The sequence below is a fragment of the Bradyrhizobium sp. 154 genome (genome assembly GCF_023073875.1).
Taxonomy (GTDB): Bacteria; Pseudomonadota; Alphaproteobacteria; order Rhizobiales; family Xanthobacteraceae; genus Bradyrhizobium.
The window spans coordinates 37,850-60,793 of sequence record NZ_JADPKG010000044.1 but is presented as its reverse complement, the minus strand read 5'-3'; the positions used below and the strand labels follow the sequence as shown (position 1 = coordinate 60,793).

Here is a 22,944-nt window from a genome sequence, read left to right as displayed (position 1 = left end):
CTTGCGGGGGAGGGTTGGGGAGAGGGTGTCTCCACAGAGGGAGTTCCCCAGAGGAGAGAACCCTCACCCGCGCCTTCGGCGCGACCTCTCCCGCACGCGGGAGAGGTGGAGTCCGTGGCTCCGTCCATTCCGCCAAAACAGATCTCGCTGGACGCTATTTCAAATCGCGTCCGCCCGCAGCAGTGTATCCACGGTGATCGTGCCCCTCGCGCGGGAGACGCAGGCACAGATCTTCTGGTTGCTTTGCTTCTGCTGGTCGCTGAAGAAGACGTCGCGATGGTCGATCTCGCCGTCGACCGCGACCACGTCGATGGCGCACAAGCCGCATTCGCCGCGCTTGCAATCATACATCACGTCGTGGCCGCTGGCGTTGAGCACGTCCAGCATCGAGCGTTCGCGCGGGATTTCGAGCTCGACATTTGAGTCCTTCAGACGCACCCGGAACGTCTCGGTCGGCAGCGTGCCGCTGGAGCCAAAGGTCTCGTAGCGGAGATCCGGAAGCGGATGGCCGGCGCCGATCCAGGCATGGCGCGCGGCATCGAGCATGCGCATCGGGCCGCAGAACAGCGCGAGCGCGCCCTTGGGCGCCGACGCGAACAGGGCGTCGAGATCGAGCCGGTTGCCTTCGTCGCTGGCATGAACGACCAGGCGATCGCCGAGCAGCGCGGCGAGATCATCGAGATAGGCCGCTTCGCCGCGCGCGCGCACGGCGTAGTGCAGCGTGAGGTCAGCGCCGCGGCGGGCCAGCGCCTGCGCGGCGCCAAAGATCGGCGTGATGCCGATGCCACCGGCGATCAGGCAATAGTTTTCCCGCGTCCAATCCACCGCAAGCAGCGAGGCGGGCTGGGTGATGTCGAGCCGCGCGCCTGGCTGCAATGACCACATATAGCGCGAGCCGCCGCGGGAATCATCAGCGCGGCGCACCGCGATCTTGAAACCAGCCGAGGTGGCTTCGCCGACCAGCGAATAGGACCGCGCCTCCGGCAGGCCGTCGATGGTGACGTTGACATTGATGTGGCTGCCGACCGGGTAGGCGGCGCCATCGAACTGATCCGGCCGGATCAGGAATTCCCGGATGCTCGGTGCGAGATCGCGAGTCGAGACGAGCGTTGCCGGTATCCAGGTTTCGATGAAGCGCATGGCTGTGCACTCAATCGGTTGCGGTCTTGATCAGCGCGAGCGCCGGCAAGAGGTCGAGATGGGTCCGGTTGCGCAGCGCGAGCCGCAGGTTGCGCACCGCGAGCCGCGCATGCTCGCGCATGACGGCCTCGGCGCGCGCGCCTTCGCGATTCTCGATCGCGTCAATCACGACGCGATGATGCTCTTGCCCGATGATGAGGATCTGCTGCGCCTCGGGCAGCGCCGATTGCGCCATCACGAAGCCGCTGGGCGAGGCGAACGGCAGCGCGGAGGCGCGGTCGATCTGCCGAATCAACGGCGGGCTGCGCGACAATTCCGTGAGCAGCGCATGAAAGCGCGCATTCAGCGTGACATAGGACGAGAAGGAATCGACCGAGATCGGCACCTGGCGCAGCAATTCGTCGATCGCGGCGAGGCACTCCTTCAGCGGCTCGAGCTCGCGCGCGGAGACGCCGCGCTCGGCGGCGAAACGTGCGGCGAGGCCTTCCAGCGTGCCGCGCAGCTCGATGGAGTCGGAGATGTCGCGCTCCGAGAACGCCTTCACCATGAAGCCGCCGGAGGGGATCGCCTCCAAGAGGCCCTCCTCCTCCAGTCGCACCAGCGCCATGCGCACCGGCGTGCGCGAGGCGCCGGTGGTCTCCACCGCCTGGAGCTCGGAGATGCGTTCGCCCGGACGCAACACGCCCGACAGGATCTGGTCGCGCAGCGCGAGCTGCGCCTTCACGGTCTGCGAGACGGAGCGGTCGACCTCACGTTCGGCCATGTCGGCTATTCCGCGGCCTGGAGATGCTGCGGCGCGTTTTCCTTCGCCACCATGCGATCGATCAGCTTGCGCGTCCACATCGCGCCCGCATCGATGTTGAGATTGTAGAAGATACGATCCGGGTTCTCGTCCATCGCGCGCTGCTGCGCTTCGAGGATCAGCTCGTCCTCGTGAAAGATGCCGGAGACGCCCTCGCGGATCTCGGTGGTGATGCGCTGCTCACTGATGCGATAGTTGCGCACGAACGCCCAGAAATAATGGCAGGTCTTCTCGGTTTCCGGCGTGATGGTGTTGAGCACGAAACCGTTGACGCCCTGTGAGCGGTCGCCTTCCGGCGCGCCGGTGCCGGTCGGCGCCACGCCGACGTCGATGGCGATGGTGCACGGGGCTTCGAAGCGGATGATCTGCCAGCGGTCGACGAGACCGGGCTTGCCGAGTTGCTTGGCCCAGAACGGCGGCGGCTCGATGCCGCGCATCCAGCGCGTCACGGTCACCGTCTTCTCGCCATGGGTGACGTCGAACGGCGCCTCAGCCACCGCATCGTTACCGATGGAAGAGCCGTGCACAAAAGTCTCGTGGGTGAGATCCATGAGATTGTCGAGCACGAGGCGGTAGTCGCATTTGACGTGGATGGTCTTGCCGTCGCCAGCCCAGGCCGGATCGTGATTCCAGTGCATGTCCGGAACCAGCGCGGGATCGGCCAGCGCGGGATCACCCATCCAGAGCCAGATGTAGCGGTGACGCTCGACCACCGGATAGGCCCGGACACAGGCGGACGGATTGATGGTCTCCTGCGAGGGCATGAAGGTGCAGCGCCCTTGCGCGTTGTACTTCAGGCCGTGATAGCCGCAGATGACGGTGTCGCCTTCGAGCCGTCCCTTGGACAGCGGCACCAGGCGATGCCAGCAGGCATCCTCCAGCGCGGCCACCGAGCCGTCGGCCTTACGGTACATCACGACATGCTTGCCGCAGATCGTGCGCGGCAACAGCGCCGGCTTCACCTCGGCATCCCATGCCGCAGCGTACCAGGCGTTCATCGGGAAGGGCTTTGTCATCGGTCTCACTCCCACGGCTCATGAATACGTTATGTATACAATAGCAGTCGACCAGAAACGTTCAAGCTAAAACTAACCTACTATAATACCTTTATCAGTGAAGCTGTATACATATCTGGCCGGAGCTCTATTTTCCGCGAAGAGAGCAATAACCGCGTGAGGCGCCCTCTTACCCTCCCCTTGGAGGGGAGGGTCGCTTCGCATGGAGCGAAGCGGAATGCGGAGCGGGGTGGGATGATCTCTCCACACGGGCACTACCCAAGAGGAAAGATCACCCCACCCCGCTCGCGCTACGCGCGATCGACCCTCCCCCTCCAGGGGAGGGTAAGAGAGCGTCCGCCGCCACAAGATGCCTTACGTCTCGAACACCCTCGCCAGGCCGGCCCTAGCCTCCTCCTGAATCCGCGTCAGGTGCGCGGTGCTGCGGAAGCTCTCGGCGTAGATCTTGTAGACGTCCTCCGTCCCCGAGGGCCTTGCTGCGAACCAGCCGAAATCGGTCTCGACCTTGATGCCACCGAACGGCTGGCCGTTGCCGGGCGCCTTGCTCAGGGTGGCCCGGACGGGGTCGCCGGCGAGATCTTTCAGGCCAAGTTGCTCGGGCGTGACCGATTTCAGGATGGTCTTCTGCGGCCCGGTGGCCGCGACGTCGGTACGCGCGTAATGGGGCACGCCGAACTCGGCGGTGAGGTCGCCAAAGAGCTGGCTGGGGTCACGGCCGGTCCGGGCCATGATCTCGGCAGCAAGCAGACCGAGAATGACGCCGTCCTTGTCGGTGGTCCAGACCGTGCCGTCCCGGCGCAGGAACGAGGCCCCCGCGCTCTCCTCGCCGCCGAAGCCGAAGCCGCCGGTGAGGAGGCCGTCGACGAACCATTTGAAGCCGACCGGCGTCTCGATCAGCTTGCGGCCGAGCTTTTTCGCAACGCGATCGATAATCGAGCTCGACACCACGGTCTTGCCGATCGCGGCATCCTTGCCCCAGTCCGGACGGTGCGCGAACAGATAGGAGATCGCGGTCGCAAGATAATGGTTCGGATTCATCAGGCCGCCGGTCCGCGTCACGATGCCGTGGCGATCCGCGTCGGTGTCGTTGGCAAAGGCGACGTCGAAGCGGTCGCGCATCCCGATCAGGCTCGCCATCGCATAAGGCGAGGAGCAGTCCATACGAATCTTGCCGTCCCAGTCCACCGTCATGAAGCGGAAGGTCGGATCGATCGCCTCGTTCACGACGGTGGCCTTGAGGCCGTAGCGATCGATGATCGGATGCCAGTAATGCACGGCGGCACCGCCGAGCGGATCGATGCCGATCGTGACGCCGGCGGACTTGACCACGTCGAGATCGACGACATTGCCGAGATCGGCAACATAAGGTGTGATGAAATCGTAGGCGTGGACTTTCGAAGACTTGCGCGCCTTGGCGTAGTCGACGCGCTTCACGCTCCTGAGGGCATCGGCGAGATAAGCATTGGCGCGCTTCTCGACCACGCCGGTGACGTCGGCGTCGGCGGGGCCGCCATGCGGCGGGTTGTATTTGTAGCCGCCGTCTTCCGGGGGATTGTGCGAGGGCGTGATCACGACGCCATCGGCGAGGCCGCTCGTACGCCCCATGTTGTAGGTCAGGATCGCGTGCGAGATCACCGGCGTCGGCGTGTAGCCGCCGTCCTTGTCGATCATGACATCGACATCGTTGGCCGCGAACACCTCGACGGCGCTCGTGAGCGCGGGCTCTGCCAGCGCATGGGTATCGATGCCGATGAAGAGCGGGCCCGTCAGCCCCTTTTCTCGGCGGTAATCACAAATCGCCTGCGTGGTCGCGACGATGTGGCCCTCGTTGAAGGTGTTCTTGAACGATGTGCCGCGATGACCCGAGGTGCCGAACGCGACCCGTTGCGCGGGGTCGGCCGCGTCGGGCTTGCCGGCGAAATAGGCGGTCACCAGCCGCGGAATATTGGTGAGCGCGTCCGGCGAGGCCTGCTTGCCCGCCGCGGGATCAACATTAGCCACTGAAATACCTCGTCCTGTCGCAAGCGATCGCGGGATACAATAGCACCGACCGGCACCCCGCCAAGGGCACAACACGCGCGAAGGAGGGGGCGTTCCTTCCGCCGGCTGCGCCTCACATTCGGGTGTCGTTCTGGTGAAACCGGCCCATAGAACGACGCCATCTGCGCATCTCGGTGACGGAAGGCCAGCCAACCTAATCACCTCGCAGCTTGCCCCGCCGCGAGTTTCGCATCTAGTGTGCGTCGCAAGAGGCTGTATCTGGAGGAGCGCCATGGAGGTCATACTGCTCGGCACCGGCGGCCCACGCCCCGATCCGCGCCGGATGGCGACGACCACGCTGATCAGGCTCGGCGACCAAAACATCCTGATCGACGCCGGCCGCGGCGTTATGGTGCAGCTCAGCAAGGCTGGCGTGCCGCTCGGCGCCATCAACACGGTCTTCCTCACCCATCACCATTTCGACCACATCGGCGATCTCTACGACGTGATGCTGAATTCGTGGATGCATGGACGCAAGGACGAGCTGCGCATCTATGGCCCGCCGGATACCGAACGACTGGTCAACACGCTGATCACGCAGGTCTACGACAAGGACATCATCTGGCGGGATCGGGGCGAGCCGACCTTCGGCGGCTGGAAACCGGTGGTCGCAACGGACATCGTGCCGGGTCCGGTTCTCGACACCGGCCGCTGGAAGATCAGCGCCGAACTCGTCTCGCATGGCGACGGTCTCGACATGCCGCCTGGCTTCCTCCAACGCTGGATGTGCGTCGGCTACCGCTTCGAGGCGGAAGGCAAGGTCATTGCGATTTCCGGCGACACCGTCCCCTGCCCCGGCCTCGAGCGATTGGCGGAGGGAGCCGACCTGCTCGTTCAGTGCTGCTTCCTCGCAACGCCGGAGATCAGCAACGAGCACCTGCGCCGGCTTGCGAAATTCACGATCGCCTGCGGCGATACGGTCGGAAAAGTCGCAGCCAAGGCCGGCGTCAAGAAGCTCGCGCTGACCCATCACCGGCCGCGCACTGACGATGCCATGCTGAGCGCGCTGCTCAACGATGTCCGGCAGGACTACTCAGGTCCTGTCGTGCTCGGCGAGGACCTCACGCGGATCGAGCTCTGAGCGCGGTCTCAGGACGATCCGGCTTCGATCCGAAACGACAAGCACTCTTGCGCACCCGGCGCGATATGCATCAGGCCGGGCTTTTCGGTGAACTCGCCGTCGAAGCCGGTGGGGCTGGCATGGCCGCGCCAGGGCTCGATGCAGAGGAACGGCGCGCCCGACGGTTTCGACCAGACGCCGAGTTCGCGAAAGCCGCGCCAGGACATTTTCAGGCAGGGCCCGGTTGCTGCGCCCTGCCCGGCGCCATAGCGGACCGAATTGCTCTCGATGCGGTCGAAGATGATGGCGTCATCCACGAACAGGGCTTCGGACAGGCGCAGCGCTCTATTCTTGACCGGGCTCGGCTCCGTTGCCGCGCGCAGCAAGCCGCCGTCGAGACGGCGGACGGGAGCCGATTCCGCGTTTGCAAAGGTCAGCGCGTAGCTCTCCTTCGCTCGTCCGGCTTGGAGCGGCCAGTTGAAGGCGGGATGGCCACCGAGCGAAGCCGGCAATGTCTCCTTGCCGGTATTGGCGATCGTGAACGTCAGATCAAGGCCGGAATCGTCGATCGCATAGGCAGCGGTGAGCCGGAATGCGAACGGATAGAGCGCGCGCGTCGCCTCGCTGTCTTCGAGCACCAGCGTGCAGCGGCCCTCGCCGCGTTCTGTCCACGCGAAACGGCTGTCGCGTGCAAAGCCGTGCTGGGTCATCCGATAGGTCTTGCCCCGGTGCCGCAATTCGTCGTTGGCGAGGCGCCCGACGATCGGAAACAACAGCGGCGCATGGCGCGGCCATTCTGGCCCCGCTTGCCAGACGAATTCGATGCCGCCGCCGTCCTTGAGCGAGCACAGTTCGGCGCCATGCGCCTTGACGGTCGCGCTGAGCCGGCCGCTCCGAACGGTGTGGGCATCATCGCTCATGTGCGACATCTACACCGCGATCTCATATGCAGCAAGGCGGCGCCGGCAGAGGTGTGACGGTCATCGATGGCGCTTGCTTGCGCAGAGCGTTGAAATGTAAAAGAAAATTTTGGTTCGTTCTGTGGACCATCGCTCGACAGCGCGGCGACGCGCAGCAAATCGCATGATCAGCGCCTGGGTTGTCACGCCGTCGGACCTTCAGAGCCGTCGCGCTAGGCGGGATACAAAAGTAAGCCGCCGAGGTCCGCAACGCCCTCGACTTTGCCACAGGACTGAGGCGCAGCCGCGAACTCGAGCACCGAACACACCTTTGACCCGCAGTCCCAGATGTCCCAGCAGGGAGTCCTCTTAGGACGATGCGACCGGTTTAGACTCAGCACGACGGGATACCCCAGCGCCGGTGAGCTCGTCGGAATTGGAGTTGCGCAACAGGAACAACGACCTCCAGTCCCCCTGATGCCCGAATTCGATATAGCGATAGCTCAGGGCACTTAGCAGGATCGTTATTGCAAGATACGGAAATGAAAGTCGAAGCGTGTCTTGGAACGGAGACGTATCGGGCGGGATCATTTCAACCATGATGATCGAATGCCACGCATAGATGCTGTAGCACATGCATCCGACGATTTGAATGGGCCATGCCTCGAACAAGCGATTTGCGGACCATGCCCCGCACAACACCGCCAGCAGCACCATGGCAAACCCGGCGCAAAAGATCGTGGCGTAGAGAATGCTCACAGCCCAGGGGCCGTTATCCTTGAGATATATGGCGGCGATCATCAGCAGCAGTCCGGGCAGCAGCCCCCGCGACTGAAATCTCCTAAGTGAAACGCTGTCCCTGGACTTGACGTAGAGATCGCAAACCAGCATTCCGAAAATGAACTGGTAACACGACCCAAATATTCCGCCCACAAACGGGCGAAACATCCCAATCCGATCCACCGCGATAAGATGCCCAGCCATCACAAAAGCTGAGCAGATGACGACGCTCAACAGCAACAGCCTTCGAAGGCCGAAGCGCGCGATCAGAAGAATCAGCAGCGGAAATAAAAGGCTGAACCAGATTTCAACGCCTACGGACCACAATACGGGATTGGAGGGGGGCATAAACCCGTGCGGCACAAAAATGAAGAGCGTAGATAGCAGTCCGCCGAGCTCCAGATACCACGCGTGCGACCCAGCGGGTGACTTGGCATGGAGTGCAACCGTCACGAGGACAACCGTATAGTAAAGTGGAAGCAATCGGGCTGCGCGATGCCAATAGAAATGCGGGAAGTCGGCAAGCCGATCGATGGCCCGCTTCTTGGTGCGATAGGGCAGGTACAGAACGAATCCGGAGAGCACAAAAAAAATATTTACGCCCAAGAAGCCGTGCTTTGCGACAATGGCCAGGAGACCATTCGGATCAAGTTCGCCGGGAAACGCCGGCGCGCTGGATGTAAACGGAACAAGCAAGTGAAAGAGGATCACCATCAGGATGGCGAGTCCGCGAAAACCGTTGACCGCCCCGATCTTCTGCGCGCGACTACCGGCTATGATGGTGGAACCTGGGGATTGTAACGACAAGATGGCGATCTCGGTATTCTGGTTGCCTGTTGCGATGCTCGCTACGTTGAGCGACCTGTCAATCGATGGCTGTCGCATCACTCTCGACGCGTGCGATGCCAAACTGGGGGCGCGTTAACCAGCAACTTGGCGCCTCGGCGGATCACAGCGAATATCTCGTATCGCGAACACCTCACCACTCGTTGGAAGCGATCCTCAGGCGAGCGCAGCCTCACCCGGACACGCCGAACGACGTGCCTTCAAATCGTCAATTACGGCATCTATCAACTACGGGATATGGACGGTAGCAGGTTAACTCTGAGGCAGAATTATGAGTGGGCGCGTATAGTTTGATGGTTGGGCTCCTCATCATATTTGTTCTGCTCGCGATTGGCTTCGCGGCCGGCTACGGCACGCGTGAGCTGATCTCTCGTAAGCGGCACGCCGAGTACCTGAACTTGCAGCCCTACGTTTCGCCCGAGCTCAGAACCAGGCGACCATCTTCGGATGAAAGCACCAGGACGCGATACGCCACACCTCAACCCACAATGACTGAGCAGACGAACTATGACATGCCTCAGTCGCTTAAACCCGTATCCATTCGGGAGCCGAAGCCAGCGAAATCCGCGCCTGCCGGCGCAAGCTTGCGTCTGATCGAGCCGCATTCCTCTGAGCCCGATACCGGATCTTTGCAGTCCGTGGACATTGAGCAGAGCCTCGAAGAACTAGTCGGGCTCCTGCTGCGTAAAAAGCAGGGGGGCTAGGACCGGTCTCCTCCGGGGCGCCTTGCTCACAAGCCTCTTGCCGCATTTGCGAGTCCGCCAGTTGCGGAGGTCGAGCACACCGGGGGAAAGTAAACCCCTGGAACCGAAAGCACCAAGTTGTCAGCAGGAGAACTCCGGAATCCAGGGGATCGCGCCGACGACCGAGCACGTTCCAGAACAGAGCCGCCCGCCCGCAGCGCAGCGGCAGCCGCACCAAAGACTGGCGATGGCCGTACAAAAGTGGTATGTTTTTAGCGCCTCTGTGGCTACAATACGGCCCGTCATGCGTCCGGAACATCTCTGGTGCAAGAGCAGGAGGGCAGATTTTGGTCGTGCTGATGATCGCAAGCGCCGTGGCGGGTGTTCTTCTGGGGCGTTTTCTTCGCGCATACGCTCTTATTCCCGCAACGATGCTGATCCTGGTTGCAGCGTGGTATTTGGGCCTTGAGCAGGGTTTCGCCACGGGCGCGATAGCCTTCGTCGCCAGCGCGGTAATTTTGCAAGTCGTCTATTGCGCGAGCCTGCTGATCTATCTGCTCATCGCGAACCTCTCGGTGCTCGACCAGGTGCAGTCGGAGGCATCACCGCAGATGCCTGAATCGCAAATCGCAGTCTAGTCAGCCCCCTATCATGAGCGGCCAGCGAGAATGTTGTCGCATGGTCGTACATTGTTACATCCTTCTGTAGAAGCTCCGCACCTGCTTAATTGCCATGCAGTTCATCCCGCGGGGCCGCATTCCCGCCGGTGTGCTTGTGAGCGCTTCATTTACGCGGCATTGATCCCGTGCACGCGTTCTGCTCCGCAGAAACCGTTGGCCACAGCTCTAATCTGCTCAATGGCTCGAAAGATCTCCTGCACCAAATTGAATACGCGTGGCGGAGGCTTCTTCTTTGACTTTGATTTCGGCTCCTTGAAACTTCCGCGGAATAGCTGTGTTGCACAAAGCCGACCGGGCAAAATGCCTTTGCACGACACGACGCGCGACAAGCTGGAGCGACACATCAAGTATGCTCAAGACGTTTGGGAATGAAGGGCAATGCAATCAATTTGGAACCGACGCGACGCCGCCGGCCGATATTCCTCTTGCAAAGAAGAAGCGCCTATTTGTAGCTCGCCACGCACTTATGAGGCTAGATCAACCCGCTGAGACAACGTGACCGTCCATAGCACCTATATTCGCCGTCTTTATCGTAGATAATGCAGATGTGATCGGTTGGCTGGAAAATCTAAAATGGAATTGCCGGCGAGAGCAGCGGCGGGCGGCAATGGCGCGCAGAACGCGTTACAAGAGTCGATCGTAACGGGTCAAGCGGCTGTCGCACTTTTGACGCCAACGCGATCACGGACCAAGCAGCGCCCCGATCCGGTCATTCACCGGATTGATACCCGGCCCCTCGACTTCGGCGTCGATGAGATCGTAGCTGTCGGCAAGCTCCGCAACGAGATGCTGCGATTACCCGATTTCCTGCGCCATCATCGCCGGCTCGGAGTCGGACGTTTCCTCGCGATCGATGACCGTTCGGACGACGGCACGCGAGCATTCCTGCTCGATCAGCCGGATGTTCACGTGTTCGAGATTCGGGAGCCTTTTGCAGAATCAAGTGGTGGTGCGCGTTGGACCAGCGCCGTGCTCGACCAATTCGCGCCAGGACGGTGGGCGCTGACGCTCGACGCAGACGAACTCTTCGTCTACCCCGGCTGCGAACGTTTTGATCTTCGATGGTTGTGCCGTTATCTGGAGAGCACCGGCGCTGATTGCATGACCGCGGAAATGGTCGATATGTATCCACGCTGGCTCGGCGGTCCGGAGCGCTACCATGCCGGCGAGAGCCTCATCGCTTTCTCCCCCTACTTCGATTCCGACACCTATGTGAAGCGCCGTCGGCGCGGCTTTCCGACCAACTACCTGGTGGGTGGTGCGCGAGCGAGGCTGTTTTATGACGAACCGATGCCGCCAAAGATCGCTCTTTACGACGCACTTGTACAGTTGCTTGAGCCATACGGGCTGGCGCGGCTGCTGCCTGCAGTTAACATAACGCGCTGGCAGCCACCGCTGCTCACTAAAGTGCCGCTCGCCCGATGGTCGCCCGGCCGTCGCTATATCGCCGCCGGTCACCTGATGGCCCCACCAGGCAAGGCAAGCGACGTCACAGGCGCCCTGCTCCATTTCAAATTTCTTCACGACTTCACCGATAAGGTCGCAATCGCGGTCCGTGAGGGGAACTACTATCTCGGCTCGGTCGAGTATCAACGCTACGCGGAGCGGCTCGATCAGAATCCGTCATTCGAGCTCATCTATCCCAATAGCCTGATCTACCAATCATCAGACGATCTTGTCCGTTGCGGTCTGATGCGTCTCTCCCCGGCCTACCAGGCCGCGACGCGACAACCCTGACACCGCTTTCTGCACAGGAGGCGCGCTGGAGCCTTCCTCCAATCGTTACCGGACCCCGTCGTTGTGCTTGATGTGTTCGTCGGAAGGACCGACCGATATCTGCTGTTCTGGAGCATTGATTTCATCGATCCGCTTGCGGCCGAGAAGCCGAAGGAGAAGCTTCCTTCCGCGCACCAGCACTGGATAAATTGCCCTTGCGAGGCGGGGCCGGGAGAACACGAGCCGATTGAGGCGATTGAAGACGGTCGCCTCCCCGGCAAGCGTTGCCAGCAGATGCATTGCAGCGGCCCCATAGTAGTGCCGCCCACGCCAGCGAACCACCATGCCTTCATTGAGATCGAGGTTGCGCGCGCGGATATCGCGCACGATTGGATGCTCCGAACGCGCGTCGATCAGGTGAATGCGCTGCCCACGCTCCCGCAACTGGTACAGCAGAACATAGCGGCTGCATAACGGGCATTCGCCGTCATAGACCACCCAGATATCGTCATCACTATGGGTCAATTCGATAGTCCGTTCGCTTCCGAACGTCGCGCACAAGCTTGCCCTCCGCCAGGCCGAGGCATACTGAGTCCACCACATAGTGATAGGCGACAATATCGTCCATGGTCAGCTTGTTGAATTCGCCGTACAGCCATGGATTGGACAGCATGTGGTGCGGATAGGCATAAAAACTGTTGTTATCCTTCACCCAGGGATAGACACGGAAAAAGCGATCCGTCTCGCGGACCATTTTTTCCACGGCCTCCATGGCTACGCCTGTGTCCTGACGCGGAAGGATCTCCGGGCCGCAGGTGGTCGCGTCGTGCCAAGTCGCAAGATCGTGGTTGTTGCCGCCAACGCGAGCCCGGAAATGATTCTCAGGGATGTACATGGTTCCGGTCCCGATCATGTACGAGTAGATGCCGAAATACGTGGAAGGCGCGAGAACCTGGCGACCATCGCGGGTCTCGACGAAAAGCCGCGGGCTTGCCAGCTTCGGCCCGTCCAGCCATCCAAGGTAATTGGTGTAGAAGAAGAACCGGCCACAAATGACGGTCACGACCATCACAACCTTCATCGCCGGGGTGAACCCATCGCGCGGCAGCGTGCGTGCCGCGGCTACGATGAACAGGTTGAGCGCAATCCAGAAGAAGAACAGAGCCCCCAGTGTGAAGTACACGCCGATGTGGAAGATGTCGAACAGCAGGCAGAAAAACGACAGCGCGCGCGTCGAGATCGCAGCCAAGGGCGACAGGAGCTGGGCACCCAGCACGAAGACGTTGAAGATCAGCTGGTTGCTCACGATCGCGTCCCAGATAGTCTGCAACGCGCCCGGCCATAGGCCGAGCGGGGCGTCGCCGCGTTCGAGACCCATCAGGATTGAGGTTTGCGTGGGATTTGCGAGCAGCCAGGTCCATGGCTTCTCGCCACCAGCCTGCAGCTTTGCGATTCCCGACCAGAAATAGCTGCCGAGATGCGCCCCGACGGCGCACGCCCAAATCAAGCCATAGGCGCGATCGCGAAGCTGCTTCACGTTATCTGCAGAAGCGAACAGAGTTCGCAGCCACGGCACGCGATCCATCACCCAGGCGCTGGTGAGGACGATCGTGCCGAGCACGCCAAGGACGGCGAAGTTACCGACGTCGAGCATCCCGAGATAATCGGTCTCGGTCACGAAGATGCCGGACACGACGCTCACCATTTCGCGCCATGCATGGTAAAAATAGAACAGCGGCACCAGAAATGAAGGACGCCAGATCGCGGCTATTCCTGCCACAACCGCAAGCACTGCACCGTAGCGGAAGAACAGAATTTTGTCGCTCGAACCGAACAGGATGTTGGGGGGCCCTGCGAAAGGCCCCAATGAATCGAACAGCAACTGCACGAAAATCGTCATTCCGATCGCGAGGGCGGTGATACGCAATGGCGGCGAGAAATCACGATAGCGAATGGAGCTGAAGGCGAGCGCGCCGGCAAATGCCAAGCAAACCAGCACCAAAGCGTAAATGTCAGACCAGCGCGCCAGGTGCGTGACGGCCCGCCGCGAAATCGCAGAAAGAATGACGGCTACTGCAAGAAGGAAGAGAGGTCCCGCGAGCGACGAGACGCTAGACCGCGCTCCTTGCTGTGATGCAACGGTATACAACGCCATCCCGTCTGGGACCTCCGGAGCTTCGCCCAACCGAACATTATAGAATCACTAGCCATCTGCAAGCATCGCAAGCGCAGCTCGTCCTTCTCCCGGTGCGAGTGCCAACGAAATCATCCCGCGGGAACCTCAACACTGCGAATTGAATATGACAAACTGCGGGCATTGATGTGACCACAAGTGTCCACGTCGACATTGGTGACGGTCAGACCATCGTTTGAAAACAGTTTCGACCCAGCTCCGCTGATCCCACATCGCCCGATCACGTCTTCCGTTCATGTCAGGGCCAAGCTAAAAGCCGGAGACGATCGGAACCGCCATCGTTCAGCGCACTGGATTTCCCGAGGCACTTGCTGGCAGGCGCAAGACCGCGCAAGACTGTTTGAGATCGCAGGGTGAGCTCGTTGGACAAAGACAGCAAGTCACGGGCCGTAACCAACATCCTCATAACGGGCGGATCCCAGGCCTGGAAACTCTCGGCCGGTTTTGTCTTGACGATATTCTCGACGCGAAATCTTGCCCCGTCCGACTTCGGCGTGCTGGCCATGTCTGCGACCGCTGCAACGTTCCTCGGACTCCTCAAGGACGTCGGCGTTGGACAGGCCATCATTCAACGCACGGAGATCGCCAAGGGTCAGATCGATGCGCTGTTCTGGTTGTCGGTGCTCGCTTCCGCGGCATCTGCTCTCGTTCTGGCGTTGAGCGCGCATCCGGTTGCGCTGTTTTACGACGATACGAGGCTTCAACAGCTCATGATCGCAATTGCCGGCCTAAGCTTCATTGCCGGCCTTGCGACCGTTCCGGCGGCGCTACTTGCCAGAGAGTCCCGGTTCAAGGCTCTGGCAATCCTGGATGTCGCCGCGACAACCGCTTCCGTTGTCGCGGGGATCGTCGCCGTAATCATCTTGAGAGACTATTGGGCACTTTATCTGTCCACGCTCGTTCTCACGCTCATTTCGACAGTCGGGATCTGGGCCTATTCTGGCTATCGCCCTGGATATCCCCATCTGGACAGCGAGACGCGACACATGGCGCGATTTGGCCTGCACGTGTCAGGGTTCAATCTGGTCAACTATCTCTCGAGAAATGCGGACAACATTCTCATCGGCAAATTTCGAGGCGGCGACGAACTCGGAATGTACGATCGGGCCTATAAGCTGTTGCTGCTGCCGATCGTCCAATTACATAACCCCATCGGCCAGGTGATTGTCCCGCTGCTTTCGCGACTTCGTTTCGATAAGGAGAGATATCTGAGCACCTACAACGATGCCCTGTCCATGGTTATGCTCATATGTCAGCCGGGCATCGTCTTCGCCATCCTGCTCTCGGAGCCGCTCTTCAGAGTTCTCCTCGGCGAGCATTGGGTGGGTGCAGCCCCGATTTTTTCCTGGCTTGGCGTTGCGGGCTTGATCCAGGTCGCGACCGCGACGGCAGCTTGGCTGTTCCTCAGTGAAGGCCGTGGCCAGGAGTACTTCAGGCTCGGCGTTTGGACCGCCCTGATCAACGTGACCTCATTCCTCGCCGGTCTTCCCTGGGGCGCGCTTGGAATCGCCGCAGCGTATACGCTGGTGAACTGCACCGTCGTGCTGCCGCTTTATGCGATATCGATCGGTCGTCATGGCCCTGTGACGACAAGGAACCTGATCAAGACGACTGTCCCGCATTGGATCGGTTGTGCCGTTGCGGCGACCGTCACAAGGATTTCGATCATCTCATTGCTGGATGGAAACTCATTCGCTGGGCTGGTTACGCTGCTGGCGCTTGCCTATGCATCATATCTCCTCGCCATGTCCTTCTTCGCGCAGAAACGGGCACTTGCAAAACGCGTATTGCGCAACGTCTTTCGAAAGGCAAAGACCTTCAGCGAACGATGAAGCCATGCAATTCCGCCAGATGAATATCGACCGGGGCGACCGCGTGAACGGCGTCGACCTGATGAAGGCCTGTGTCAACATCTGGGGAAGTGATCGCCGCGAGGAGCACTGCCTTGGCAGATTCGCGAGACGCCTCGTTGATCAAGTCATATGCATTGGAGGTAGCGGACTGCTCGAACACGAACCCGCCATCTTCCAGGCCCGCGAGGCCGACGGCCGGTGCGGTCGCAGGAGGCTGTAACGAGGCAACCGCCGACAAATCAACGCTGGTTTTCGGAGGATCGATCACCAGCGTGCCGCCCATTCCGTCGCTCGAGAGGTTGAAGGTCGATCTGGTGTAGTCACCAACAAGCGAAATATTTGCCGTGTGATTCTGGGCATCGACCACGGTCAACGTACCGCCGGCTGTGTTGCCGGAAAAGGACGCCGACGTCCCCGCTCCGTACGCGATGTCCTTCAGATCGATATGGTTGGAATTGAACGCGGTGCCGTCACCCGTCAGACCGATGAGCGTTCCCGTAAATTGCGACGCGTGGTCCAACACCAGATTGCCGGTCGACGTCTTGAAGGTGATCGACCCCGAAGCGGCGCCGGACAATTCGAGCGTGGCGCCGGGGTCGACCGTCGCGGCCTGTGACATATTGCCCAGATTCAATACGACATTTCCGGAGATCTTGAGGATGGTCGATGACGTATTGATTACACCATCGCCATTGAGATCCTGATAAAAAGTCGTCTCGACCGCTTTAAGAGCAGGGTCGGTCGGGGACACCTTGTTCAGGAGGTTCGATACATAGTTGCCATTGCTGTCCGTGGTCCACACACAAAGTTCGCCGGTGGCCGGAATCTTCCAGGCCACATCATAGCCGCTGGTTGTTTGCTCCACGCCCACCGGCGTCCAAGCGCCGAACTGTCCCGACACAACCGCTACGCCACCGTACCTCAAGGTCGGCCCCACGCCGCTGGTCATCGCGTCGAGCAAGTAATTCGAGCCGACCAGAACCAGGCTGGTTGAGCCGGACGCCTCGATTGTCGTGCCTGAAACCTTCTGGGGCGTTGGTGGAAGACCAATCAGGCCATCACCGTTGAGATCCTGGTGAAAGAGGGTCTCGCTCGACTCAAGAGCCGGGTCGGTGCCGGACACCTTGTTCAGATAGTTGGATACGAAATTGCCGTTGCTGTCGGTGCTCCAGACCGCGAACTGACCGGTCGAGGGGATCTTCCACGCGACGAGATAGCCGTTCGACGACGCTTCCGCAGCTACTGGCACCCACGAGCCCAGCTGCCCCGCGACAACCGCCGTTCCGCCATTCTTCAAGATCACCGATGAGCTGGCCGTCGAAAGGTAGAAGTTACTTCCCGACTTGATAAGCGATGTCGTTCCGGCCGCTTCGATCACCGTACCGACGGCGGAGCTGAAAGCATTCGAAACCTGGCTCAAATTTCCGGCGATGTCGGTGGCGGTGGCGGTGAAGCTGTGTTGCCCTGCCGTGAGCGATCCGGTGGTGACGCTCCAGGCCCCACTCGTCGCCGCGACGCCCGTGCCGAGCAAGGTCGCGCCCTCGTACAGCCGGACAGTGCTTCCGGCTTCTGCCGTGCCGGACACGATTATTGCGCTAGAAGCTCCAGGTGCGCCCGAGGTCAGGATAGGTGCAACCGGGGCACGCGTGTCGACCGTGACGTTCAACGCACCGGAGGAAGCGCTGACGTTGCCGGCGGCGTCGGCAGTCTTGCCGGTAAACGTGTGATTACCGTCCGCCAACGTTGCGGTGGCAATGGACCATGCTCCGCTGGTATCGGCGATCGCCGTTCCGATCATCGTCGCGCCGTCGAAGACCTGCACCGTGCTCCCGGCGTCCGCGGTTCCAGTCAAATTCACGTGGTTGACATTGGTGACGCCATCGCCGGCAACGTTGCTGTCTGGCGAGAACGACGCGAGCTTGGGCACGTTCGGGGCGACCGTATCGATGGTGACATTCACCCCGGCTGAGAGCGCGGTGAGATTGCCGACGCCGTCCATCGCTGCGGCGGCAAAGGTGTGGCCGCCTTCGGCCAGCAATGCGGTCGCCATGCTCCAGCTACCATTGCCATCGGCTGTCGCCGTGCCGATCTGAGTTGTCCCGTCGAAAACCTTGACGGTTACACCTGCCTGCGCGCGACCCGTGAGGACCAGATGATTTGTATTGATCAGGCCCGATACGATCGAGCCGCTGTCGTTGACCGCCGAGATCGTCGGCACGGCGATAAATGTCATCGCCATCGGCGAATTCGTCGCGGAAACGAATGAATAGTCGGCCGACGTCAAGCTGGTGACGCCCGCAATGCGCAGCGTATCTGCTCCACCCGCGTAGCGAACGGTCCACACGTCGTTCACATGGGTCAAATAGGCGCCGCTGTCGTAACCTTTCAGAATCAGCTTGTCGTGTTCAGCGGTCGCGCTCGTGAAGACGTGGAAATCCGCGATCGTATCGTTGCCGCTGCCTGCAGAGTGAATGAACGTATCGTTCCCGGATCCTCCAGAGAGCCAGTCATTCCCGCCGGCGCCATCCAGGACGTCGTCACCGCTCGAGCCGACCATACGGTTTGCCAATTGGTTACCGACGCCCGCGAGCCCGCCCATCATCAACGTCAAGTTTTCGACGTTCGCCGTCAGTGTGTACGACGTCCACGCCTCCACGCTGTCAATGCCGCCGCCGGGATTCTCGATGATTTTCTGGTTCGCGCTTCCGATGACGTAGGTATCGTCGCCGTTCCCCCCGACGAGCGTGTCATCGCTATTGACCGCCGAGAGCTTGTCGTTCGCCGCGGTGCCGTACACCATGCGGCTGCTCGCCTTCCCGCTAATCCAGGACGTGATCGTCCCGCCGACCGGGAGCGTTGCTGGCAATTGGAAATCGTCGCTGGTGAATGCCGAGACCGTCGTGTTGCGGAACACCAAGGTGTCCTGGCTGGTCAACTTCAGATAGACGTCGCTTCCGACCTGGGTCATCGCCGCCTGCACGTCGGCGAATGAGGTGAAGGCAAAGCCGTTGAGCTGGACGACGTCGTGAGCGGCGCCCGATCCCGGAGAAAAGTCGGTGATGATGTCCGAACCATCGCCGGAGTTGAATACGAAAGTATCCATACCGCCGCCGCCGGTCAGGATATCATTGCCGAGCCCGCCGGTGATCACGTTAGACGCGGAATTTCCGATGATGATGTTGGATTGAATATTTCCGATGGCGCTGATGGCCGCCGAACCGGTGAGCGTCAGATTCTCGACGTAGCTCGAAAGCGTATACGTCACCGAGGAGTTGACCGTGTCGATGCCTCCGCCATAGGCCTCGACAATCTTCGCACCGGCATCGGTCACGACATAAGTGTCATCGCCGGCGCCGCCAGTCATGACATCCGCGCCTCCTGCACCACCGATCAGGTCATTGCCGGACGTGCCGGTCAGCGTGTCTACAGCTGCGCTTCCCACGATCGTGTTGGTCGACCCGCCACTCGTGAGCAGGGTGTAGTTCGCAAGCGTGTACTCCGGCAATTGATAGGCTTTGATTGAATCGATGGTCATCGTCGGCGTCGATCCTGGAGCGGCGTTGCCCGGCCAGCTCCCGCCCATCGCTAGGTTGGCGATCATGTACATCGCCGTATTCATGTCGGCGGGCGTGGCCTGCTGCGCGACCTCCTTCCCGTCCACGAAAAACGTCAGGTCGTAAGGCGTCCATTTGAGCGCAAACGTGTGTTCTCCGGTCGTCAGGTTGGCCGTATTGGCCCAACCCCCATTCGTCGCGGGCGCGTAGGGTGAGTGAATGGCCCAATGCGCCTGGTCAGGATCTTGACCAAATGCTTCGAGCACATCGATTTCCGTGTTGAGGTTATTGGCAGTGCTGGGCAGCATCCAGAACGCCGGCCACGCGCCACTTGTGCTGGGCAGCGTGGCCGTCATCTCGAAATAGCCGTAGGTCTGGGTAAAGCTGTTCTGGGTCGAGATCATGCCCGACGAGAAAATGGCGCTGCCTGTATAAGGCGTGGCGCTCGCAGGCAAGGGCTGTGCCGTGATGACAAGGTGGCCGTCCTGAATCGAGAACGGATTAAGCCCAAGCGACGTTGACGCCTGAGTTGCCGGCAGCCCGGAAAAGCTGGGATCGACATACACTTCCTGTTCGCCGGCCAGCCCGTAGCCTGCCGCTCCGCTCCAGGCATAACTCGTGCGCCAGGTCAGGCTGGGATCCTGCCCCGCGGACAGCGTGTTGAAGTCGTTGTTGAAGGTCTGGACCAATCCGGTCAGGGGACTGACGATGTTTATATTGCCGGCCGTGAGATTCTGGAGACTGGTGTTTTCAAGCGTTATCGTTTCGCCGCCAGCGATTGTCAGGACAAGGTCTGTGCCCACCTGCTTCATGGCCGCCGTGACATCGGCGAACGTCTTGAATCCGGTGTTGTTGAGCTGCAGGATGTCCCCGCCCGCACCCGCCTGAAAGTCGGTGACGATGTCGTTGCCGTTGCCCGCTCTCACGACAAAGGTGTCGCGACCGGCCCCACCGGTCAGCACATCGTTCCCCCGTCCGCCGTCGATCATGTTGTCGCCGGCATTGCCGACAATGATGTTGTTGAGATCATTGCCGGTGGCGGGAGACGGAACGCTATCTGTCAGGACAAGGTTTTCGACGTTCGGCGCATTGACAAGGCTGTATCCGTTGATGTTCCAGACGCGGATCGTATCGATGCCCTCTCCGGCCTGCTCGACGACCTTAGTGTTGTGGTCATAGACATAGTAGGTGTCGTCCCCTGCTCCGCCGATCAGCGTGACGCCCGTGCCGCCGGCCTCCATGCCATCATTTGTCGCTCCGGTCGCCAGCGTGCCGCCCGCAGGGACGGTACCCGCCCAATTCCATGCCGTTCCGCTCGCTGGCAGCGGATTGTCCAGCGCGACATTGCTTGCAACCAAGGTCGAAAGCGCGACATTCTGCAGCGTCAGAGTTTCGGTCGACGACAGCGTTACAACCGTATCGGAGCCCACTTGGGTGGCCGCTGCCAGGAAACTGGCGAACGTCGCAAAGCCGTAGTTCTGCAATCGCAACACATCGCCGCCGAAGCCCGCCTGAAAATCAGTGACGGTATCGGAGCCATAGCCCTTCGAGACGATGAAAGTATCGCTGCCTGCTCCTCCGGTCAGAACATCATTTCCGGTACCGCCAAACAGAACGTCAGCACCGGCGCTTCCAGTGATAATGGTCATGATGGATTGCGTGCTCCTTTTAGGTGGCACACAACTATGCACGCGTTCAAAAGAGCCTTATGGATTCGACGCAATTTGACGCATGCCGAGAGAATCAGCTGACGGCTGGAGATTTCTGCGGAGACACCGTAATGCTACGGGCTCATGTGAAGTCCGCGCTGCCTGCATCAAGCAGGCTCAGTGCAGGGGCCGTCATTCATCGGGCGAGCGCCGAACACGCTGGGTTCCGATTAGGGAACCGTATTCCGCATCCGGTAAGTGAGCACATCATCTTGCGAAGTTCCTGTTACGCACGCTCCTCGACTCGCCAGGACCTTCGCGGGAGGGCCCTCAGCGCGAACGCGGCCGTTTTCAATGCACACCACGTGGTCCGCATCACGCACTGAATCCAGGCGATGTGTTATCAGCAACAAGGTTCGGTTCTTGAATTGTAGCTGGATCGCGCGTCGAATGCTGTCCTCGAGTGTCAGATCGAGCGCGCTCATCGCTTCGTCGAGGATGAGGAACTTCGGATTGCGCACAATCGCTCGTGCAAGACCAAGACGCTGCCGCTGACCGCCCGAGAAGCGCAGGCCATGCTGTCCTATCCAGGTGTCGTATTTGTCCGGTAAGGCCTCGACGACCTCTGAAATGCCCGCGACCCGCAGCGCCTGCCGAACCTCTTCCTCGGAGGCGTCATTCTTGGCCATCCGAACGTTCTCGATCACCGTGCCTTCGACCAGGTCGACATCCTGGCCCGCAATCGCGAGCATGCCGAGCCAATCGGTTCGACGAACGTCTTCGATGGATCGCCCATCAACCCGTATGACACCCTTGTTGGCCGAATAGAGTCGCAACAACAAATTTACGATCGTGGTCTTGCCCGCCCCACTGGCTCCAATGAGCGCAGTGGTCTTCCCCGCAGGAATGTCAAACGAAGCATCCAAAAGAGCGGGCTCCGTACCGGCATCATAGCGGAATGTCACGTTGCGAAATGAGATGCCGTTCTCCAGTTTAGCCACGGCAACGTGCCCGGCGTTCGGGTACTCCTTGTCATCTATCGAGAGCATATGTCTGATGGACCGAAGCTGCGGCTCGAGCTGCGCCATATACAGCAAGTTCCCTTCCAGATCTCGCATATGCGGCTGCAATCGATAGAGCAACGCGACCGCGGTCAGGCTCGTCGCGAAGCCGATTCCCAATAAATCAGCGAACGCGACGACGAGAAACAGCACGACAAGATACCCCACCTCCGTCAGAGGCGAGACCAGGGCGGATAGGCGCGCAAGGCGCAGCGCGACTTGTCGGGCCTGCGTCGAAGCCTGCTCGAAGCGTTTCTGGTGAATCTCCTCCTGGCCATACGCGCGGATCGTGCGCATACCCTGGAGTGTCATCAGCATATGCTCACCCAGCTTTTGATGAACCAGCTTTACGCCGGCACCCAACTGCTGCATGGGCAACGAAAGATGGCGCAATCCGGCCGATACAATCATCAAGGCGACGAGGGCGAGGACCGTGACTTTGATCGAGAGCGCCAACAGAAAGGACGCGAAGAGAAAAACCGAACACGAACTCACGATAATGCGGGTAAGACTGGCGTATGCTCCGGAGATCACCCAAGTCTCGGTTCCCAACACCTCCATGAGATATGCTTCGTCATGGCGTTGGAAGAACGAATACGAAGTTGACAGATATTGCAGATGGACACGGTTGCGCGCGACTTCATTGATCTTCTCTCCAACACGCGCACTGATTAGTGTGTTGATAAAGGAAAGAGCACCGCGAGCAATGATGAGAAGGAGCAGCACGACAGCAGTTTCGGTCGAGCTGTGAAACCAGTTCGCCGCATATCGGAGCGCTTCGCCTAGGAGGCCACTGGTCGACGTTGCAAGTTCCACCTGACCCATGGCGAAATAGAAGAACAGGAGCACGAGAGTAATCCCGACCGTCTCCGCCAACGATGTCGCGAGGCCAAGCACAATCAGCGCGGGCGTCACCCAACCGGGCAGTGGAGCAAGCTTGAGCAGCTTGAACAATTCGACCAATGCAGCGT

General features: G+C 60.5%; 14 protein-coding genes. 4 read left to right on the top strand and 10 right to left on the bottom strand.

The genetic code is table 11. The annotated features are described in order from the left end of the window. Positions 1-159: 159 nt before the first annotated feature. The 4 genes from IVA92_RS10150 to pgm all read right to left on the bottom strand — a co-directional run bounded on the left by IVA92_RS10150 (position 160) and on the right by pgm (position 4,959). Positions 160-1,140 carry a PDR/VanB family oxidoreductase gene (locus tag IVA92_RS10150; RefSeq protein ID WP_247279530.1) on the bottom strand — a complete coding sequence of 327 codons (981 nt, stop codon included), beginning with the start codon at positions 1,138-1,140 and terminating at the stop codon, positions 160-162. A gap of 10 nt (positions 1,141-1,150) precedes the next feature. Beyond that, on the bottom strand, positions 1,151-1,903 hold the full coding sequence (locus IVA92_RS10145; RefSeq protein ID WP_247279529.1) for a GntR family transcriptional regulator: 753 nt from the start codon (positions 1,901-1,903) through the stop codon (positions 1,151-1,153). Between the two features lie 5 nt (positions 1,904-1,908). Further along, entirely contained in the window at positions 1,909-2,958 is a 1,050-nt protein-coding gene (locus tag IVA92_RS10140; protein ID WP_247279528.1) for an aromatic ring-hydroxylating dioxygenase subunit alpha, read from the bottom strand. Between the two features lie 354 nt (positions 2,959-3,312). Continuing rightward, positions 3,313-4,959: a phosphoglucomutase (alpha-D-glucose-1,6-bisphosphate-dependent) gene (gene pgm / locus IVA92_RS10135; RefSeq protein ID WP_247279527.1), complete on the bottom strand. Its 1,647-nt coding sequence runs from the start codon at positions 4,957-4,959 to the stop codon at positions 3,313-3,315. A 271-nt stretch (positions 4,960-5,230) separates the two neighbouring features. On the opposite strand from pgm, the gene IVA92_RS10130 reads away from it, so the two are divergent. After that, positions 5,231-6,079 carry an MBL fold metallo-hydrolase gene (locus IVA92_RS10130; protein WP_247279526.1) on the top strand — a complete coding sequence of 283 codons (849 nt, stop codon included), beginning with the start codon at positions 5,231-5,233 and terminating at the stop codon, positions 6,077-6,079. A gap of 8 nt (positions 6,080-6,087) precedes the next feature. Here the strand turns inward: IVA92_RS10130 and IVA92_RS10125 are convergent, their stop codons facing one another. Together IVA92_RS10125 and IVA92_RS10120 are read right to left on the bottom strand one after the other, a co-directional pair. Then, positions 6,088-6,978, bottom strand: coding sequence for an aldose 1-epimerase family protein (locus IVA92_RS10125; protein WP_247279525.1), 891 nt, complete (start codon positions 6,976-6,978; stop codon positions 6,088-6,090). A 348-nt stretch (positions 6,979-7,326) separates the two neighbouring features. After that, positions 7,327-8,622 carry an acyltransferase gene (locus IVA92_RS10120; RefSeq protein WP_247279524.1) on the bottom strand — a complete coding sequence of 432 codons (1,296 nt, stop codon included), beginning with the start codon at positions 8,620-8,622 and terminating at the stop codon, positions 7,327-7,329. Between the two features lie 991 nt (positions 8,623-9,613). Here IVA92_RS10120 and IVA92_RS10115 point away from each other — a divergent pair. Together IVA92_RS10115 and IVA92_RS10110 are read left to right on the top strand one after the other, a co-directional pair. Then, on the top strand, positions 9,614-9,904 hold the full coding sequence (locus tag IVA92_RS10115) for a hypothetical protein (protein WP_130211929.1): 291 nt from the start codon (positions 9,614-9,616) through the stop codon (positions 9,902-9,904). A 615-nt stretch (positions 9,905-10,519) separates the two neighbouring features. Next, positions 10,520-11,683, top strand: coding sequence for a glycosyltransferase family 2 protein (locus tag IVA92_RS10110; RefSeq protein ID WP_247279523.1), 1,164 nt, complete (start codon positions 10,520-10,522; stop codon positions 11,681-11,683). 45 nt (positions 11,684-11,728) lie between these two features. Here the strand turns inward: IVA92_RS10110 and IVA92_RS10105 are convergent, their stop codons facing one another. Together IVA92_RS10105 and IVA92_RS10100 are read right to left on the bottom strand one after the other, a co-directional pair. Then, positions 11,729-12,187 (bottom strand): DCC1-like thiol-disulfide oxidoreductase family protein, encoded by a 459-nt coding sequence (locus IVA92_RS10105; protein ID WP_247279522.1) that lies wholly within the window; start codon positions 12,185-12,187, stop codon positions 11,729-11,731. Next, on the bottom strand, positions 12,177-13,817 hold the full coding sequence (locus IVA92_RS10100; RefSeq protein WP_247279521.1) for a hypothetical protein: 1,641 nt from the start codon (positions 13,815-13,817) through the stop codon (positions 12,177-12,179). The genes IVA92_RS10105 and IVA92_RS10100 overlap by 11 nt, the downstream gene beginning before the upstream one ends. A gap of 401 nt (positions 13,818-14,218) precedes the next feature. Here IVA92_RS10100 and IVA92_RS10095 point away from each other — a divergent pair, with 401 nt between their 5' ends. Then, on the top strand, positions 14,219-15,688 hold the full coding sequence (locus IVA92_RS10095) for a lipopolysaccharide biosynthesis protein (RefSeq protein WP_247279520.1): 1,470 nt from the start codon (positions 14,219-14,221) through the stop codon (positions 15,686-15,688). Here IVA92_RS10095 and IVA92_RS10090 read toward each other — a convergent pair. Together IVA92_RS10090 and IVA92_RS10085 are read right to left on the bottom strand one after the other, a co-directional pair. Continuing rightward, a complete protein-coding gene (locus tag IVA92_RS10090) occupies positions 15,675-20,912 on the bottom strand; it encodes an Ig-like domain-containing protein (RefSeq protein ID WP_247279519.1) in 5,238 nt (1,745 codons plus the stop codon). The two genes, IVA92_RS10095 and IVA92_RS10090, sit on opposite strands and share 14 nt — an antisense overlap. A 230-nt stretch (positions 20,913-21,142) precedes the next feature. Then, positions 21,143-22,927: an ABC transporter ATP-binding protein gene (locus IVA92_RS10085; RefSeq protein WP_247279518.1), complete on the bottom strand. Its 1,785-nt coding sequence runs from the start codon at positions 22,925-22,927 to the stop codon at positions 21,143-21,145. Between the last annotated feature and the right edge of the window lie 17 nt (positions 22,928-22,944).

Excerpts from the sequence above, each read along its gene's own strand:
- IVA92_RS10120 (WP_247279524.1), bottom strand. The coding sequence starts at position 8,622 with ATGCGACAGCCATCGATTGACAGGTCGCTCAACGTAGCGAGCATCGCA.
- IVA92_RS10110 (WP_247279523.1), top strand. The coding sequence starts at position 10,520 with ATGGAATTGCCGGCGAGAGCAGCGGCGGGCGGCAATGGCGCGCAGAAC.
- IVA92_RS10130 (WP_247279526.1), top strand. The coding sequence starts at position 5,231 with ATGGAGGTCATACTGCTCGGCACCGGCGGCCCACGCCCCGATCCGCGC.
- IVA92_RS10140 (WP_247279528.1), bottom strand. The coding sequence starts at position 2,958 with ATGACAAAGCCCTTCCCGATGAACGCCTGGTACGCTGCGGCATGGGAT.
- IVA92_RS10150 (WP_247279530.1), bottom strand. The coding sequence starts at position 1,140 with ATGCGCTTCATCGAAACCTGGATACCGGCAACGCTCGTCTCGACTCGC.
- IVA92_RS10090 (WP_247279519.1), bottom strand. The coding sequence starts at position 20,912 with ATGACCATTATCACTGGAAGCGCCGGTGCTGACGTTCTGTTTGGCGGT.
- IVA92_RS10145 (WP_247279529.1), bottom strand. The coding sequence starts at position 1,903 with ATGGCCGAACGTGAGGTCGACCGCTCCGTCTCGCAGACCGTGAAGGCG.
- IVA92_RS10100 (WP_247279521.1), bottom strand. The coding sequence starts at position 13,817 with ATGGCGTTGTATACCGTTGCATCACAGCAAGGAGCGCGGTCTAGCGTC.
- IVA92_RS10125 (WP_247279525.1), bottom strand. The coding sequence starts at position 6,978 with ATGAGCGATGATGCCCACACCGTTCGGAGCGGCCGGCTCAGCGCGACC.